The following is a 17155-nucleotide window of genomic DNA, read 5'->3' as shown; positions in this document are numbered from 1 at the left end:
TATTTCCTCGTATCCCCACCCTCGGTGAGTGGTTCCGGTCGATAATTGACCATGGCGTCACGCATCGGTTTCGACCTTCTCCTTGACGACGACGATCCCCGCACCGCAGCGAGGAAGCCCGTCCCGGAGGCCACCCTCCGACTCGTACCGCTGCTCCGGAGAACACGGGCGCGGGGTTGTTCGTCCTGCTGGGGGCCGTCGCCGCCATCTGGTTCCTCGCCTCCCGTCCCGGGGAGGGAAGCAGGATCGTCCCGGCCTGCCTGGTGACGGCGGGGTGCGCTGTCATGGCCGGTTTCCTGGTGAATCTGTGGTGGACGACGTTCTCGCGGTCCTCGTTCAGCATGGGAATGTTGCTGGCCCAGGCCATGGCGGCGCTCGGTCTGGGCGCGATGACCACCGCCGACCTGACGTTGCGGGGCATACGTCACAGCTTGGATTCCATTCCCGGTGATTTCGACGACCCGGCCCGCATCCATCCGCTCTCCCCCGGCAAGCAGGACTCCGACCCACCCTGGCCCGGGCCCGCGGGAAACGGGCGACGAACCGGCCGGATCGTACTGACCCTGGCGCCCACCGTCGTCCTGGCGTTGCTGGTCGCGGCGTTCCATTTCGTGGCACCCGCGATCCCGGTCTCCCACACCACGGTCCCCGCCCCCGACGGCGACCCACCGGCCCGGCCGACCAGCATCGGCGCCGGAGTCGCCTGGAGCCGGGACATCCCCGGTCTGCTCGAGGTGGCCGCGGGGGCCGCGGGACCGGTGGTTCTCACCCAGGAGGGCATCGCGGCCCTCGATCCCGGCGACGGCTCCACCCTGTGGAGCTATCGCCGTCCCGGCGCCAGGTACACCCGCATCGCGCAGAGCTACGGCGACAACGGCCCGGTGAATTCGTACCTGATAACCAGCCCCAACCGACGTCACGTCGCCCTGGCGATCGCGGGTCCGCAGGATAAGGAAAAAGACTCCTACAGCTCCGAAAACAACAGCCACCTGGTCATCGTCCTGGACACCCTCACCGGTCGGATCACGGGCAAACACCCGTCCACTGGGCTCCGCATCCAGCTCACCGACTCTGTCATCCTGACCGGGAACACGGGCCACTCCCTGACCGACGGGCGGCGCCTGTGGAGCATCGAGGGTTCCGGCCGCGTCACATCCCAGTACGACTGCCGGGCCTACTGCGGTCCCGCGGGACACAAATCCTTGGTGCTCCGCCGCGATGGGAGAAACCTGACCCTGATTCCCGATACCGATCCCACCGCGACCACCGTCGCGACCAACATCACCCTCGACCGTTACAGCATCGGCGAGAACCCCTTGGTGATCGCCAATGGCTGGACCGTCCGGCACACCGAGGCGCTACCAGAGGACGAAGGCGACTTAGAGTTCACTCCGGTCAGCGGCTGGCACGCGCAGGCCGTCACGCTCGATTCCCTGGCAGGCCTGGAGGACGAGCAGCCTGTCGACCTGGGGCGCACGGCGGGCCTGAACTCCGTGGCCTCCCGCGCCACGGGCACCCTGGCTCTCCGCCCCGCCGACGACGAGAACAGCTTCAATAAGATCGAGAGAGCGGGAGGTCCTTGGGTGGGCGCCGTCTTCGATCCCGCGACCCGCACCGTGACCCCAGCCTCCGAGTATGCAGGGCCGGCCGCGGCGAAGATCGGGCTCGTGGCGGGCAGGGATGGTGGCGCGATCGCCCTGCAGCCCGGAGACGGATCCGCCGGGGCGACGATCCCCATCGCGCCGGGCTCCACCTACCGTTCCCCGGATGCGCTCCTCCGGGACCGGAGTGACGGGTACTCCCCCGTCCAGCTCTACCCGAGGAGCAGCTTCCCAAGGGCGACGACGACCTTCGTGACCACCCCCGGACTCACCCTGGTCATCCTCGATCCCACGACCGGGCTGTACGACAGACCCGAAGAACCCCGCAGCCCACACCGGCTTTACGGCGTAGCAGGAGGTCCCCGATGAAACTCACCCACCTGCTCCTGGGGGCGCTCCTCACCCTGCCCCTGAGCGCCTCCACGCAACCCCCGAGTGGAGCGGAACTACCCGTGAGCATCGCCGAGGCGAACCCGTCCACCCTCGTCGAAGCTCCCACACCGACCCGCAACGGCTGGGAGGTCGTTGTCCTGGGCCATCGCCGCCTATCCAGCGACACCGTCAGCAAAATACTGGCGGCGACGTCCAGCGGCCCCGTCCTGTCCATCGACACCTCCCCGAGAGGGAACAATGATTCCAAGGACCGCAAGACGCACCCGGCGACGATGCTGGTGGCCCTGAAACCGGAGGACGGGTCGGTGAGGTGGGCCCGCATCATCGAACCGGCCACCAAGGACTTCTCGGAAAGCGAACTGCCGCTGACCCCTCAGGTCGCCTACGAGCAGGGACGCAGATCAGTCGGCAACAGCATCGTCGCCAGCCCGGACGGCACCCGCCTGGCGGTTCCTCTGCTGTCCCACATGAGGCCGGCGGATTCCACGAAAATCAGCGACCAGCGCACGAAGGTCGTCGTGCTGGATGCGGCCACCGGGAACGAGGTCCGCACCGTCGAGGTGGCGGGCATGGTCCTCGGCCACGCCCTGACCGGCGACTGTCTGGTGGTGGAGACCGCCGAAAACTACTACCCAGCGGGCACCGGGACCCTCAACGTCTTTCCCCTGGGCGAACCCGCAGCCGAACCGGTCACCTTCCGAACCGATCTGTGGCTGGCAGGAGCCACCGCCAATTCCCTGCTCATGTCACCGCAGTTCGACAAGGAAAAGACCTCCTTCCGCCCAACGGGACGTTCCCGCACCTTCACCAGGATCAGCACCTCCGGTGAGGAGCTGGGAACGGTGACGGGCGTGTCCGATCTGCACCCCGGGGGTTGGCTGGAACGCTTCAAGGACCCGGACGCCGCCCAGGCCCTCATCGCCCAGAACCTCGACGAGCTCTCACTCGCCGAGCAGTTGGAAAAGCTTCCCCGGGAACTGGTGAATGCCGATTCGGGTGCGGTCGTCGACCTGACCGGCGCGTCCCCCAGGGACGTGGTCACCTCCAGCGGGTGGGGGATCTTCCTGAAACCGGCCATACAACCCATCGAAAGGGAAGCAGTCCCCTGGCTGAACACGACCGCAGGCGACCAGACACCCCGCAAGGAATTCCTGAACTACTTCAAGGAAGAGGGATACGCCGTCCACTACGCACCCATCTGACCCAACCGGATTGTCCCGGTTACGCAACACTCCCCTCCCGTGCACGCAACGCACAGAAGGGATGGGAAAGGACCTGAGGATGGGTCTTCATGAAACCGGTTGAGCCGACCCCCTCCGAAGCCGGTTGAGCCGGGTCGTGAGGAACGAACGACCCGAGTCAAAACCACCCGGCAGCCGGAAAACAGACCCGACCCAAGCACCTTGGACACCCTCACCATGGTTTCGACACGACCAGCTCCTTCGTCGCAGGCCGGCTCAACCAGCTTTGGAGGGCTGGTTTCGACACGCAGGTCGGCTCAACCAGCTTTGGAGGGCTGGGCTCGGCATTTCCCGGTAATCATCCCCACGCTCCCCGTTGATGGTCGACAATGGGACATGGCCCCGACACCCGACGACGCCGTCACCACCGCGGATCCCCCGCCGCGTTTCGTTCCTGGTCTCAGGGATCTGAGGTTGGCGGGGCTGGGGGTCGTCGCCGCCTCTGCTCTCTTGGTGATCCCGTTCTGGGGCGACGTCACCCTGCTTCTGCCCACTGTCACGCCTCATCTTCTGGTACTGGCCGCGTTCCCGGTTTTCTGGTTGCTGGCCGCCTGGCTGGGTTCCCGGAGAATCATCCCGGCCGTGATCGTCACGGTGGGTTCGATCGCGGCGGCCGGTTTCCACTGCCGTCGCTGGTGGGTGGTTCACGAGCAGTCGTCGATCCGGTTGGGACTGCTGCTGGTCATGGCCGTGGTTTCCCTCGGACTCGGGTTGTTCGCCGTCTCCGACCTGCTGCTGCGGGGTATCCGCGACGGCATGGATCCGCGCCCCGAAACCCCCGACGACCCCGCCCGCTTCCGTCCCCTGCCGCGCGATCCCGCACCACCGAGCGCCGTGATTCGCCGGCTCGCCTCCATCCTGTGCCCCGCTATCGCGCTGGTGGTCGCGGTGCTGTTGGTTCACACACTCGCGAATCCGACCTCCCAGGTCACCGCGTCCCCACCCTCGGGTGATCTGCCCGCGCGACCCACCCGCATCGGCACCACACCCGCCTGGGAGAAGGACGTCCCGGGGCTGTTGGAGATGGCCGCCGGGGCGGCAGGCCCGGTGCTCTTCACCGGCGAGGGATTGACCGCCTTGAATCCCGCCGACGGCTCCGTCCTGTGGAGTTACCGCCGCGACAAGGCCTCCTACATTCGCCTTCCACCCCTCGACTACGAGAACCCCCAAGGTCCCCGTTTCACAACCAGCCCAACCGGCCGCCACATCGCCTTCCGGATCAGGAGCGCGAAAGACCTGGCGGATCAACACCGGGACAGTGCAGACAAGACCCCGGTGTACGACGCCGTGACCATCACCCTCGACACCCTCACCGGGCAGGTCACCGGGGAACATCCCTCCAACACAGCCTGGCGTATCCAGCTCAGCGATTCCGCCCTTCTGGACGGCGACACCGCCTACAACCTGGCCGATGGGCAGCGGCGCTGGAGCATTGAAAGACCCCGCCGTTCGACCCTCGAACCCGCCAGCAAGTCCACGGATTACTCCGGTCCCGCGGGACACAATTCCTTCATCCTCCACTACGCCAGGAACGGACTTTTGGGACTACACAGTGACAATGTTCTCTACGGCAATCTGGTCATTGTCTCCGACACCGATCCCACGAAGGTTTCCGATGCGGTGAGCATTGCGGTCGACGGCAGGCACCCCGCCCCGGTTGTCGCAGGCGGGTGGGTCGCGCAGTTCACGGAACCAATCGATGTTCAAGACAGCGAACCCGACAAAAGTGGACAAACCCACGAGATCATCGCCAAGGGCATCGAGACGCAGGCCGTCACCCTCGATTCCCTCGCCGGTCTGGAACCGAAATCCCCGGTGGCCCTGGGCAGGACGACAGGTATCAATTCCTTCGCCTCCAGTGCGACGGGAACCCTCGCCGCCTACCCGGACTATTCACCCGATACTCTTCCCATCTCGGACATCCACAACAGATACAACAAACCGAAGGTGGGTGCCGTGTTCGATCCGGTCACCCGCACCACCACTCAGGCTTCCCAATACCCCGGGCTCGCAGCAGCCAAGGCGGGAATCGCCGTGACCACCGACGACGGGTCGGGGACCGGGGCGATCATCATGCAGCCCGGCGACGGTTCACAGGCGACCACGATCCCCATCACCCCGGGAACCACGACCATGTCTCCCGAAGCGCTGGGTGCCAGATCCCCCGACGCCCTGCCTCAGCTCGCAACCCCGGACGAGGAAAAAGACGACTCAACCATTTTCATGACGGCCCCGGGACTCACCCTCGTGGCCTTCGACCCCGAAGCCGGGGTCGGGTACAAGACATACATCAAGGAAAAAGAGGTCGGTTACGTCCACCGGCACGTTCACCGCCTGTACGGCCTGACGGGAGAATCCTGATGAAAACCTGGAACACGGTGCTCCGGTTGTCCGCGGCGCTGTTTCTCGTCCTTCTTCCGCTCGGGTCGTGCGCCCCGGCCGGGAACCGCGACAACTCCCCCGCCCCGCCTTTCTCCCTGAACCTGAAGGACGCGGGCAACAGCTACTCCCCCTTCACCGCCTCCACCGTCAAGGGCTCCGGCTGGAACCTGGGCGCCAGTGTGTCCATCGACAACAGCCGTTCGGTGCACTCCACGCCCTTCGGCATCATCATCGTCCTCAACACCTACTATCCCTTGGATACCTCCTCGAAGAACGACGACTCCCAGGCGACCAAGATCCTCTGCCTCGACCCGGCGAATGGTTCCCTGAAGTGGGCCCGCATCCTGGAACCGGCGTCCTCGGAGATCGGCCGGAGCGACACCGGGACGGCCCAGGACCTGTTCAGAAGGGATAGCTCGCCCGGCAACCCGGGCCCTGTCGTCACCAGCCCGAATGGGCACCACCTGGCGATCATGGTCAAGCCATACCTGGTTTCGGGGAGTTCCAGCGACGTGAGCGACCAGCGCATGCGCATCGTCGTCATCGACACCGAGACCGGTGACGCGACCCGCACCTTCGAGGTCTCCGGGCTGGTGCTGGGGCAGGTCCTCACCAACGATTCCCTGGTGGTTGAAACCTCCCAGCACTTCTATCCGGCGGGCACCGGAACCCTCAACGTCTTCTCCCTCACCGAGGCGCAGGCCGGGCCCACCAGCTTCCGCACCGATCGGTGGCTCGTCGGAGCCACCTCGGATTCCCTGCTCGTGTCGTCCCAGAACCTGCGGAAGTACGATCGCCTGCCAACCACCCTCACCCGGATCAGCACCTCGGGCGAGGAGCTGGGCACAGTTGCGGGTGTCACCGCCGTCAGGGACGGGAGCTGGGTCTTCCGCTACCAGGATCCGGAGGCCGCGACCGCCGCCATCAAGGCGGGTTCCAAGGACGTACTGCCCAAGGAATTGTTCAACATCGATTCCGGGGCCGCCTTCGACATCACGGATCTGGATGTTGTTTCCGCGGGCCTGTCCACGGGCCCCGGTTTCCTGTTGCGACGCCTCGTACCCGGCGAAAACGATGAACAGAAACCCTTCTACGTCCCCGTATCTTGGCTGCCCGCCGCCCCGGACAGCAGGGAGCTGCGCACCGACGATGTGGCCTGGTTCGACGAAGGAGATTACAAGAAGCAGGAGGGTCGCTACATCATGCGCGCCGTCCGCATGGGTGAGAAACCGGGCTGAGGTTATTCCTTGTCCGTGCAGCGCTCAATGCGCCCGGGTCACCAGGACCCTTGGCGCATTGAGTGCTGCACGGGCGCGATGCCGTCTCACCTGCTGCGAACCTCCCAGCGGAAGGTGCGGATCGCCGCCAGCATGACGAGCGCCGCCAAAACGATGGTGATTCCGCTGGTCAGCCACGGATCGTGCCGCTGGAACGGGCTGTTCGCCGCCCAGAAGAGGGGGTCGACGGACAGGGCCGGCGGCAGCCAGCTGATGACCTGCTGGAAGGTTTCGGGCAGCAGCCACATTGGGATTCCGGCGCCGCTGATGAACAGGAACCCGACCTGCAGGAAGGCGCTGACGCTGCTGGTGGCCTGGGAGCTGGTCATCACGCCACCCAGCCAGTACCCGATGGCCAGGAACATCAGCAGAGCGGGAAGGGAGGCGGCGGTGAGGGCCGGGATCGCGGCCCAGTCGGCCAGCCCGATTGCCGCCCCGAGGAGGTAGAGCGCCGCGCAGAGCGCCATCGCGAAGACGACCCGCAGGAACAGGTGGGTGAGCAGGAAACGGGTCCGGCTGAGCGGGGTGGTGCCGAGCACCCGGAAGGTGCCCTGTTCCCGGTACTGCACCAGAGGTCCGGCGGTCAGGTTGAGGGCGACCCCGGAAAGCGCCAGGTAGCCGCTCATGGGCAGGATCATGGCGCCGAAGTTGGCTGCGGTGCTGGAGGGCATCACCGTCGAGATCAGGAAGAACATTCCACCCATGAACAGGGGAAACACCATGGCGAAGATGAACTGGGCGCGGTTGCGGGTGAGTTCCAGCCAGTGGAGTTTGAACAGTTTGCGGGTGACGGACGCGGTGGGCATTGCGATCTCCTGGTTTGCTGCGGTCAGTGGGCGGGTGATGGAAAGGGTTGACATGACGATCTCCTTGCGGGTCACTTGTTCTGCTGGTGGAAGGAACGGCCTGCGGCCTGGAAGAAGACGTCGGTGAGGCCGCGGAAACGATCCGGTCCCTGGTGGCGTCGTTCGGCGTCGGCGATCAGCTCCGACGGGCTGCCCTCGGCGACGACTGCGCCGGCGTCGATGATGGCCAGGTGGTCGCAGAGGACCTCGGCCTCCTCCATGTCGTGGGTGGACAGGATGATGGTCATGCCTTCCTGCTTGAGGTGACGCAGCGCGTCCCACAGGTCGGCGCGGGCCATCGGGTCGAGTCCGGTGGAGGGTTCGTCGAGGACGGTCACGTTCACTCCGCAGATCAGCGCCAGGGCCAGGTTGACCCGCTGCCGCTGCCCGCCGGAGAGGCGTCGCAGCTGCCGGTCGATGTAGCCGCTCATGTCGAGCAGGCGGATCAGTTCCTCCGCGGGCCGGGGGTTGGGGTAGAGGGCGCTCCAGATGTCGAGGAGTTCCTCGCCGGTCAGCAGGTCGAATCCGGTGGCGTTCTGCGGCTGGATGCTGATCCGGTTCCTGACCTCGGCGTTTTCCCTGACCGGGTCCAGTCCCATGGTCCGGGCGAGTCCCCCGGTGGCCTCGCGCAGCCCGACGGCGATCTCGAGGGCGGTGGTTTTGCCCGCCCCGTTGGGGCCGAGAAGCCCGTAGATCACGCCCTGCGGGATCTCGAGGTCCAGGCCTCGGAGGGCTCGGACGATGCCCTTGGAGGTCGCGTAGTCCTTGGTCACGTTCTGGAAGCTGATGGCGGTGGTCATGTCGGTTCCTCCTGCGGTTCGTCGTTGTGCCTCTACGGTAACAACAACTTTCCGGATGCGCAAGTACTTACTCAGAAAAAGTCTAGTTTCTGTTCCAAGAGAACTTGCGGGGCGCGTCCAGGGGGTCGCACGGTTGCGCAGCACTCAGCCCGGTTCCCGTGACACCGACGCCGGTCTGGCACGGGGGTGCCGCAGGGATCGCGCGGTTTTGCGGCACTCAACCCGGTTTTCGCCCCCACGGGGGCGGTTTTCTCGGTTGAGTGCTGCGCAACCGGGATTTCGTAGACCCCACAGCACGCGAGCCGACCGGTCGTGACGCAGTCCGGGGCGGGGGTCGCAGCGCCGGTGGGGATGGAAGGGTTCTCGGCAGGTTTCTCCGGCAGGCAAACCGACGACGGCGGCGGTGGATCAGTCCCTCAGGAAGCGACCCGGCACCGGCACCTCCCGGTCCCGGTCCCACGATTGTTCCCAGCCCGCGACCCGTAGGGTGACGTCGAGGAGGTGGGCGGTCATGCCCCAGATGAACAGGTCGCCGAGCTGGAATCCGGGGCCGCGGTAGCCGCCGGGGACGGTGGCCGTGACGCGGGTGGCGGGGTCGCTGAGCTGCGATATCCGCAGTTGGAGTACGTTCGCGACCTCCCCGGGGTCGACGGGCGCCAGCGGCAGCGGCTCCGACCACCGTGCGACGACGGGGGTGACCTCGTAGCCGCTGGCCGGCACCCAGGCCGTCGGGAGTTGCCCGAGGACGGTGACGAGTCCCGCATCCAGGCCGACTTCCTCGCAGGCCTCCCGCAGCGCCGTGGCGACGGGGGTTTCGCCGGTTTCCGCGCCGCCGCCGGGGAAGGAGATCTGTCCGGCGTGCGCTCGCAGTCCCCCGGCGCGTTCGGTGAACAGGACGGCCGGGTCTGGCTCGTCGGTGAGCAGGATCAGGACGGCGGCCGGGCGCGCGTAGTCGGGGGCGCGACCGAACTGGCCGAGCGGCCCGGCCGCGCCGTCGCGCAGCGCCGCCGTCAGGCCTGAGAGCTGGGACACAGATCCTCCACGGGGCAGGCGGTGCAGGCGGGTGTGCGGGCGCGGCAGCAGCGGCGACCGTGCCAGATGATCCGGTGGCAGAGCACCACCCACTCGCCGGGCGGGAACAGCGCCCCGACGGCGCGTTCCACGTCGTCGGGTTTGGTGGAGTGCACCCAGCCGAGCCGGTTCGAGACGCGGATTACGTGGGTGTCGGGGGTGATCCCGGGGATACCGAAGGCGTCCCCGAGCACGACGTTGGCGGTCTTGCGCCCCACCCCGGGGAGCTTCACCAGTTCGTCGAGGCTGTCCGGTACCCGGCCGTCATGGTCGGCGACGAGTGCGCGGGCCAGCCCGGTCAGCGATCTCGCCTTGGACCGGTACAGCCCGAGGCTGCTGATGATTTCCTCGACGTCGTCCTGTTCCGCCCCCGCGAGGTGTTCCGCGTCGGGATAGCGGGCGAACAGCTCCGGGGTGACCTGGTTGACGCGGGCGTCGGTGGTCTGGGCGGACAGGACGACTGCGACGAGCAGTTCGAAGGGTGACCGGTGGTCCAGGTCGCAGCGGGCATCCGGGTAGGCGGCCGCGAGCCTGGATCCGATCAGGGCCGCCGTCACCTGGCGGCGAGTTCGGCCACCAGCTCCACCTCGACGGGGGCGTCGATGGGCAGGACCGCCACCCCGACGGCGCTGCGCACGTGCGGGGTGCCGAAGACCTCGCCGAGCAGTTCGGAGGCGCCGTTGGCGACCTGCGGCTGGGCGGTGAAGTCGGTGGTGGAGGCGACGAATACCACGGCCTTGAGAATGCGGGCCACGTTGTCGAGGCCCCCGGCCTGGTCGGCGACTGCGGCCAGGGCGTTCAGGGCCGCGACCTTCGCGGCCTCCGCGCCTTCGGCCGGTTCGACGGCGTCACCGAGGCGGCCCGTGGCGACGAGTTTCCCGTCGCGCAGGGGCAGCTGTCCCGAGACCCACACCTGGTTTCCCACCGTGATGGCGGGGGTGTAGGCGGCGAGGGGTTTGGCGACGGGCGGCAGGGTCAGCCCGAGTTCGGCGAGTCGCTGGGTGGGGGTGCTCATCGTCCCTCCTCCAGCGGCCTCTTGAAGTACCCGACCATCGTTTCGGGGGTCGGGCCGGGGGCGACGGTGACGAGTTCCCAGCCTTCGGCCCCGAAGTTGTTCAGGATCTGCTGCGACACATGGCTGAGGATAGGTGCGGTCAGGTACTCCCATTTGGTCATGCCCCAAGCCTGCCATCAAATGCTCCACCCGGGCCAGACCGCCCACGACTCCCCGGGCACGCGCAAGATGGTTTCGACACGACCCGCTCGCTGACGCTCGCAGGCCGGCTCAACCAACTCCCCCTCTTTAAAGCTGGTTAAGCCGGGCCGCGAGAACCCCTCCTCGAAGCTGATTGAGCCGGATCGCGAGCTTCCTTCTCTGAAGCTGGTTGAGCCGGGTCGCGAGGAACGAGCGACCCGAGTCGAAACCACCCCGCACCCGAACAGCAGACCCAGCCCCCAGCCACCCTCACCGAGGCTTCGACACGACCCGCTCGCTGACCCTCACCGACCGGCTCAACCGACTTCAAGAGGGACGCGGGCAGTTCTCAGCTGGCCTCTTCCAGGCGACCGTAGGTGAGCAGGACCTCCCGCCAGGACGTGATGTCAGGCCGGGAACGCAGCAGCCGACGGCGTTCGCGCTCGGTCATGCCACCCCAAACCCCCCACTGGACGCGATTGTCGAGTGCCTCGGCTAGACATTCCATGCGCACTGGGCAGCTCATGCATATGTTCCGGACCCGTCGTTGGTCCTTTGACTCGGGGAACAAAACATCCTCCATGTCACGACATTTGGCCCGCAACGTCCATTCGCCGAGCTCGCCCAGAGACATCCACGTCCTCCTTCGCGCGCTAGTTTTCAAAATGCAGCTATGACGCTAGCGCATCCCTCCCGAAAGCAAAAGCGCTAGAAATCGGCCACTTGGCCCTCTCCGGCCCGCCGAGATCCCCCAAAACCACGATTTTCCGCGCCCTACGGACACTGGACGCCGTCAGTTTCCGCGAAATGCCAGCCATTCGGATGACAAGCCCCGACCCGCCCACCTTAACTTTCGTTATCTAACCACTTACACAAACCGGGGAAACGTCCTCGTCGCGACGAACCACCACCGCCGGGCGACGGGGACCCCCACCCCACGAACGTTCGCCCGGAGATGCACAGCCAGGGCCCTGCGCACCCCGCCTTGTCGCGATGTCACGGCCGCCCCGAGTTCATCACCCATCGCCGACGACTCAGTGGACGAATTACGGAATGGCACTCAAAACATCCGGACACGATTCAAGATAAAGGCACCCGATTACACCCGGCTGACGGACCGGCTACCCACTCAGCATTCCACAAGCTGACCTTGACGCACCCCACTCACCCAAACCCACAAATCGGTTCAATAACCCTCAGTTGCGGAAGACATCAATGACAGCAAAAATGCCGCCACTGGTGCCAAATCTTACCCAATTCGCTTTGGGGTTCGCGGTGGTTTCAGACGCCTGTGTATGCGGCTTACCTGGTAGACACAGGACGTTTCAATCCGCTTTGAGGTTCGCGGTGGTTTCAGACTTGCCCTGGTAGTAGGGCTGGGCCTAATTGGGGGTTTCAATCCGCTTTGAGGTTCGCGGTGGCTTCAGACTCACCGCACTGTTGGCCAGCTACCCGGTGCTGGTGGAGTTTCAATCCGCTTTGAGGTTCGCGGTGGTTTCAGACGTGGGAATGAGGTATCAGTGGCATCAAGAGTTTCTGTTTCAATCCGCTTTGAGGTTCGCGGTGGTTTCAGACCCTACCCCTTGACACGCTGTCCTGACAAGCCCTGTTGCGGCGGTTTTACACACCACCCCTCCTCACCCCCTCCAGCAAGCGGACAGAACCTGTCCTAAATTGGGTAAAACCCCTAGTCAAGTGGCATACACACCTGAGGCTGTTTTTGGTCGTTCTCCAACCACCCCTGTCCGAGGGTGTCTCCAAAACCCCCGGCTGCGGGCAGCCGGGATTGCCGGCTTCCTTCAACCCTACCCTCATGCCGCCTCCCGGCCCGCCCTGCCAGGCGTCGGCGGATCCGGCAGGATTCTTCACATCACCGTGTAGTGCAGCACCCGGGCCGGTGGATGGGCCTGACCCAGGGTCCGGGCCTCCTCCCAGCAGGCCGCGCACTGCCTCACGATCCACAGCGAGTCCGTGTTTTCGTCGATGATGCCGGCTGCCCGGCTCTGGATCTCCACCAGTTCCTCCGGGGTGATGCCGAGCAGGAACACGGAGTACTGGATGCGGTCCCCGTAGGCCTGGAGGAGCGCGGAGAACTGGGCGCGTCGCTGGTCCTCGTGTACGTCGTAGGCGGCCAGGTGCATCATCGCCATGCCAGTCCCGTCCATTTCTGTTCGGGGTCCATGATGGCTGCGCGTAGCCGCTGGGCCTGTTGGTACAGGTGGCCTCGTCTGGTGGAGCGGAAGTCGTCCAACGCCCCGGCCACGCATGTGAGTATTCTGCGTTCGTAGGCGTCCAGCATCAGTTCCCGTCCCGCCGCGGTGAGGAAAATCCCTCCCTTGCCCGCCACCTCCCGGCCGTGCGACGCGGTGAGAACGTGTTTGCGGGCCGCCGTCACCACGACGTGGTCCACCACGAGTGGGCGGAACTCCTCCATCAGGTCGAGGGCCAGGCTGGGGCGGGTGTCGTGGTCGGCGTGCAGGACACCCATGTCCGGGTCCAGTCCGGTGGCCCGCAAGGCGGTCACGCATTCGCCGAGGAGAATCGTGTACAGGAACGATAGGGCGGCGTTCAGTACATCTCTTGGGGGTTGTTTCGATCGTACGGTGAAGGCCACCTCCTCGCGAGGCCAGTAGCACGTCGACCCCGTTCTGCAGCGCCCAGTTGCGGGCTCCGGCCGTCACCCCGACCGAGCCGAAACACACCATTCTGGAAATGTCGCTGACGGGCACGGAAAGCAGTTCGTGGTCGTCCTGGATCACCTGCACCCGTCCTTTTCTCACCTGGATGCGGCTGCCCTGTTTCGCCACGTAGAGGATTTTCTTGTCCGGTTCCCGGATGCGGCCCTCACCTTCCGCCGGCGGGTAGCGGGGACCGAAGTCCTCTCCCAGGAAGGCGAATCCCTCAAAGAACGATGCGACTGCCGTTTTCTCCGCTCCAAGTTCCATTCCCAGCTCCTTCAACACCTTTGTTGCTGTTCTCAGGGCCTCGGGTGCGTCCCCGGGTTCTTCGAGGGCGATCACGAGGTCGTCGGCGTATCTCACCACCGGAAATCCCGCATCCACCAGTGCCTCGTCCAGGGGGATCAGCGCCAGGTTCGCGAGCAGCGGTGAGAGTGGGCTGCCCTGCGGCAGTCCGGGGAAGACGCCCCGCCCCTTCCCGGGGAACCGGGTGCAGCGGTCGAGCAGCAGGTCAACCACGACCAGGATCTCGGGTTCGGCTATCAGAAACTCCAGCTGGCGACGCAACAGGGCCACGGGAAGCGACGGGAAACAGTCGTGCATGTCCGTTCGCAGGACGTGGGTGTAGCCCTCCTCGCGGAGTCGCACCACCTCCTGGGCGGCGTCCGCCACCCCCAGTCCGGGGCGGTAACCGAACGCGGTGGCCCCGAAGAGCGGGTCGATGGCCGGGTTGATGTGTTCCAGGATTGCCCGTTCCACTATCCGGTCACGCACTGAGGGGATGTCCAGGAAACGTTCCCCGTTCTTCTTGGGGATCACCACCCGGGTCAGGTCCGAGGGCCAGAACGTCCCCGCCCGGAGTTCCTCGGTGAGCTCCTCCAGTCTTTCCTGAACCCCCTCGGCGAACCGCTCCACAGAATCGGAGATGTCACCGTCCTGGGCGTCCTTCTTCAACACCCTCTCCCAGGCGCAACGAAGCGCGGGCAGGGTGAAACACTCCACCACCTTCTCCTCTTCGAGAAGGAGGTTGTCAGTAGTCATTATTTTCCCCTCCGCGTCATGTACGAAATCCCCAACTCGCCCTGCGCAAGAAGAGGTCGAATACGACGAAAACAACCCATCGAGGTTCTCAACGATTCTTCATGGGAACAGCTCGCCGAACTGACTCAATCCAGTTTTTCAATCCGCTTTAAGGTTCGCGGTGGTTTCAGACGATCGATGGGCCCGCCTCATGCAGGCGGTCATGTTTCAATCCGCTTTAAGGTTCACGGTGGTTTCAGACGAGCCACAAGCGAGCTGTCAATCTACTGGATCTGTTTCAATCCGCTTTAAGATTCGCGGTGGTTCCAGACCCTACCCCCTGGCACGCCGTCCTGACAAGCCCTGTTGCGGCGGTTTTACACACCACCCCTCCTCGCCCCCTCCAACAAGCGGACAGAACCTGCCCTAAATGGGGTAAAACCCCTAGTCAAGTGCCATACACACCTGAGGCTGTTTTTGGTCGTTCTCCAACACCCCTGCCTGAGGGTGTCTCCAAGATGCCCAGTCGCAGGGAGTTGGGCATCTTCGTCGGATTCTACCTCGGGCCGGGTCCCGTCCCGAGGCGCGGGATCCTGCCCAGGGCGCGGTCGGGTTTGCTGTTCGGCCGCCGGTAGTGGTTTCGACACAGCCGTTCGCTAGCGCTCACGAGCTGGCTCAACCAGCTTCAAAAACTTTCACCACGAGCTGGCTCGACCAGCTTTGAGGAACCTTCGTCACGGATTGGGCCGATCTGTTTCAGGAAGAGTGGTTTCGACACGGGCCGCTCCTTCGTCGCGGCCCGGCTCAACCAACTTCAAAAAGCATCCGTTGCGGCCCGGCTCAACCAGCTTCAAAAAGCATCCGTTGCAGCCCGGCTCAACCGGTTTCATAAATACTCTCAGGATCTTTCCTTTTCTTCTTTTATGAATGTCACCGGGTTTTCTCCTAGGACCTCCACCGATTGCATTTTTTCGGGCCAGTTTGCTTTCTCTCCCGTGAAGTTGATTTTCAGGCGTTCGTGGTCGGGTTTCCAGGTGATGACCTGCCGGGTTACCGTGGGCACCTCCTTTTCCTTCTTCCCGCCGCCCGGGGTTTTCCGCAGCCATCCTGCTATCACCCTGCCCGCGTCGATCCTGCCTCGCAGCAGCACCTCGCCGTCGCGGCTCCAGCCCCAGATGTGGCTGTATGGGGGTGCTTCGTCGGGGCAGGGGCCGATGTGGAAGCCCTCGTAGTCGGCCCAGGCGCAGGTGAGTTCGCCCGCTTCTTTCCGCAGCTGGGACCATTCCACCTCGCCCTGCCCGGAAAGGTAGCGGGTCTCGGTGGTTCGTTTCTGCTCAGGCATGCTGCATTTCCTCCTTCTCCTCCTTCTCCTTCAGTGACCGGTGGGTTCTTTCCAGTTCGATTTCCGCCTCGGTGATGCCCTCGACGGCCTCCGGGGTGGTCGCGGCCATCCCGAAACGCTGGAACTCCTCGCCGAGCCTCAACTTCTCGAAGCGCACCGAACCGAGCCCCGTCGAGGTCCGGCCCCCGATTCCGAGGTATCCCTCCTGCAGGTCCCGAAGCGCCAGCAGAAGGGCCTTCAGCACCCAGGCGTGGTGCGTCTCGACACCGCTCAGCTGCCCGATCACCAGCCGCGCCCGGGAGGTCACCGTCCTCTCGGGGAAGAGTTTCTTCTCCGCCACCCCTCCGGTGAAACGGTCGATGGCGTTGCGGGTCCGTCCCGCCGGGTGGTCGGGTTTCAGTGGGGTGAAGTGGAAACTCCACCTGCCCACCCCGGTTTCCCCGGACCCGAAGACCTCACAGACGGAACACCTCCCGCAGCCGCGCCACTGCTGGTCCTCCGCGCCACAGACATCCAGACCGAGGCTGCGTCCGATGTATTCCACCCGGCCCCGGAGGATTCCCTTCCACCGGGTGCCGTGGAACCAGTGGTCCTCCGGCCTCAGCTGATCCTTCAGGTTTTGGGTGGGAAGGTTCAGTCCGTCGATGCGGATCGTCGCTTTCAGGAGGGTGGGTGATTCCTCGGCGGTCACCTTATGTTTGGCGCCGCCTTGCAGCAGCTCGTCGAGGGCGTCCGGTCCGGCGTCCCGCAGTGAGACCCGGGCCAGCAGGTCGGCGGGTTGCGACAGATCCAGGGTGCGGTACGAGATGGCCGTCACCTTGGCGCGCCCGAGGCCCGTGCTGATCCCGCCCCCGATGGTGACCTGCCACCGTCCGAGTAGCTGTAGCGCCTTGGCGGGGTCGCCCTCGTGCCGCAGGTAGAGCTGGATGGTTTCGGTGTCGTAGACCTCCTCGACGTCGTGCGACCCGTAGTTGCGGGCCGCGCGACGGTTCCGGTCGACGGCGGTGGCGGTGCGGCGCCTGATCTCCGGCTGTCCGTCCTCGCCGCCGGTGAGCCGGGTGCCGAGGAACCACAGCGTAGAGGCCCGGAAATCTGGTTTTCCGTCCTTCATTTTCTCCTGACCCATGAGGAGTTCCCGGGCTGCCTCGTCGATGCCGGCCCGGAAGGAACCGGCCAGGCTCGACGGCGGCAGCGCCGGCCTCCCGGCGTTATCGCGCAGCGTTTCGAGTGCGGCCTGGTCCTGTCCGACCGCTCCGACACGCCACGGTCCCAACGGGCGGATCGTCACTCGAATGTAGGTGAGAATCATG

At 65.3% G+C, this 17155-nt stretch carries 14 protein-coding genes and 2 pseudogenes; 4 read left to right on the top strand and 12 right to left on the bottom strand.

Annotated elements, in window-relative coordinates:
• Positions 1-176: 176 nt before the first annotated feature.
• From EL272_RS01755 to EL272_RS01740, 4 genes are all read left to right on the top strand, one after another.
• A complete protein-coding gene (locus tag EL272_RS01755) occupies positions 177-1970 on the top strand; it encodes a hypothetical protein (protein ID WP_061787251.1) in 1794 nt (597 codons plus the stop codon).
• The gene (locus EL272_RS01750) at positions 1967-3196 is read left to right on the top strand and encodes a hypothetical protein (RefSeq protein WP_061787252.1); all 1230 of its coding nucleotides are present in this window, start codon (positions 1967-1969) and stop codon (positions 3194-3196) included. The genes EL272_RS01755 and EL272_RS01750 overlap by 4 nt, the downstream gene beginning before the upstream one ends.
• A gap of 375 nt (positions 3197-3571) precedes the next feature.
• Positions 3572-5596, top strand: a complete 2025-nt coding sequence (locus EL272_RS01745) for a tripartite tricarboxylate transporter TctB family protein (RefSeq protein WP_061787253.1) — start codon at positions 3572-3574, stop codon at positions 5594-5596.
• Entirely contained in the window at positions 5596-6855 is a 1260-nt protein-coding gene (locus EL272_RS01740; RefSeq protein ID WP_061787254.1) for a hypothetical protein, read from the top strand. The genes EL272_RS01745 and EL272_RS01740 overlap by 1 nt, the downstream gene beginning before the upstream one ends.
• A gap of 86 nt (positions 6856-6941) precedes the next feature.
• Here EL272_RS01740 and EL272_RS01735 read toward each other — a convergent pair whose 3' ends face one another.
• The 12 genes and pseudogenes from EL272_RS01735 to EL272_RS01690 all read right to left on the bottom strand — a co-directional run bounded on the left by EL272_RS01735 (position 6942) and on the right by EL272_RS01690 (position 17154).
• A complete protein-coding gene (locus tag EL272_RS01735) occupies positions 6942-7754 on the bottom strand; it encodes an ABC transporter permease (RefSeq protein ID WP_051014895.1) in 813 nt (270 codons plus the stop codon).
• 17 nt (positions 7755-7771) lie between these two features.
• Complete coding sequence (locus EL272_RS01730) at positions 7772-8539, bottom strand: ABC transporter ATP-binding protein (protein ID WP_061787255.1); 768 nt, start codon at positions 8537-8539, stop codon at positions 7772-7774.
• A 408-nt stretch (positions 8540-8947) separates the two neighbouring features.
• On the bottom strand, positions 8948-9571 hold the full coding sequence (locus tag EL272_RS01725) for an NUDIX hydrolase (RefSeq protein WP_014845480.1): 624 nt from the start codon (positions 9569-9571) through the stop codon (positions 8948-8950).
• The gene (nth, locus tag EL272_RS01720) at positions 9550-10167 is read right to left on the bottom strand and encodes an endonuclease III (protein ID WP_014845479.1); all 618 of its coding nucleotides are present in this window, start codon (positions 10165-10167) and stop codon (positions 9550-9552) included. The genes EL272_RS01725 and nth overlap by 22 nt, the downstream gene beginning before the upstream one ends.
• Entirely contained in the window at positions 10164-10625 is a 462-nt protein-coding gene (locus tag EL272_RS01715; RefSeq protein ID WP_014845478.1) for a RidA family protein, read from the bottom strand. Before EL272_RS01715 ends, nth begins: the two co-directional genes overlap by 4 nt.
• Positions 10622-10786, bottom strand: a complete 165-nt coding sequence (sp36, locus tag EL272_RS01710; RefSeq protein ID WP_014845477.1) for a Sp36 family protein — start codon at positions 10784-10786, stop codon at positions 10622-10624. Before sp36 ends, EL272_RS01715 begins: the two co-directional genes overlap by 4 nt.
• A gap of 368 nt (positions 10787-11154) precedes the next feature.
• The gene (locus tag EL272_RS01705) at positions 11155-11439 is read right to left on the bottom strand and encodes a WhiB family transcriptional regulator (RefSeq protein ID WP_073969986.1); all 285 of its coding nucleotides are present in this window, start codon (positions 11437-11439) and stop codon (positions 11155-11157) included.
• A 1231-nt stretch (positions 11440-12670) separates the two neighbouring features.
• Positions 12671-12937: pseudogene (gene cas2 / locus EL272_RS15995) on the bottom strand (CRISPR-associated endonuclease Cas2); the annotation flags it as partial.
• Positions 12938-12945: 8 nt separating this feature from the next.
• On the bottom strand, positions 12946-13419 hold the full coding sequence (cas1, locus tag EL272_RS15990) for a CRISPR-associated endonuclease Cas1 (RefSeq protein WP_061787257.1): 474 nt from the start codon (positions 13417-13419) through the stop codon (positions 12946-12948).
• A gap of 66 nt (positions 13420-13485) precedes the next feature.
• Positions 13486-14524, bottom strand: a pseudogene (locus EL272_RS15985) (reverse transcriptase domain-containing protein); the annotation flags it as partial.
• An 877-nt stretch (positions 14525-15401) separates the two neighbouring features.
• Positions 15402-15845: a hypothetical protein gene (locus EL272_RS01695; RefSeq protein ID WP_061787260.1), complete on the bottom strand. Its 444-nt coding sequence runs from the start codon at positions 15843-15845 to the stop codon at positions 15402-15404.
• A complete protein-coding gene (locus EL272_RS01690; RefSeq protein WP_061787261.1) occupies positions 15838-17154 on the bottom strand; it encodes an RAMP superfamily CRISPR-associated protein in 1317 nt (438 codons plus the stop codon). The genes EL272_RS01695 and EL272_RS01690 overlap by 8 nt, the downstream gene beginning before the upstream one ends.
• Position 17155 lies beyond the last annotated feature (1 nt).

It is taken from the genome of Arachnia propionica (assembly GCF_900637725.1).
GTDB classification, from domain to species: Bacteria; Actinomycetota; Actinomycetes; order Propionibacteriales; family Propionibacteriaceae; genus Arachnia; species Arachnia propionica.
Note: the sequence above shows the minus strand (reverse complement) of the source record. Positions and strands in the feature narration are given on the sequence as shown.

Bases quoted from the DNA above. Each gene is read 5' to 3' on its own strand.
- EL272_RS01750 (WP_061787252.1), top strand. From the start codon at position 1,967: ATGAAACTCACCCACCTGCTCCTGGGGGCGCTCCTCACCCTGCCCCTG.
- EL272_RS01735 (WP_051014895.1), bottom strand. From the start codon at position 7,754: ATGTCAACCCTTTCCATCACCCGCCCACTGACCGCAGCAAACCAGGAG.
- EL272_RS01695 (WP_061787260.1), bottom strand. From the start codon at position 15,845: ATGCCTGAGCAGAAACGAACCACCGAGACCCGCTACCTTTCCGGGCAG.
- sp36 (WP_014845477.1), bottom strand. From the start codon at position 10,786: ATGACCAAATGGGAGTACCTGACCGCACCTATCCTCAGCCATGTGTCG.
- EL272_RS01690 (WP_061787261.1), bottom strand. From the start codon at position 17,154: ATGATTCTCACCTACATTCGAGTGACGATCCGCCCGTTGGGACCGTGG.
- EL272_RS01740 (WP_061787254.1), top strand. From the start codon at position 5,596: ATGAAAACCTGGAACACGGTGCTCCGGTTGTCCGCGGCGCTGTTTCTC.
- EL272_RS01745 (WP_061787253.1), top strand. From the start codon at position 3,572: ATGGCCCCGACACCCGACGACGCCGTCACCACCGCGGATCCCCCGCCG.
- EL272_RS01730 (WP_061787255.1), bottom strand. From the start codon at position 8,539: ATGACCACCGCCATCAGCTTCCAGAACGTGACCAAGGACTACGCGACC.
- EL272_RS01715 (WP_014845478.1), bottom strand. From the start codon at position 10,625: ATGAGCACCCCCACCCAGCGACTCGCCGAACTCGGGCTGACCCTGCCG.
- EL272_RS01705 (WP_073969986.1), bottom strand. From the start codon at position 11,439: ATGTCTCTGGGCGAGCTCGGCGAATGGACGTTGCGGGCCAAATGTCGT.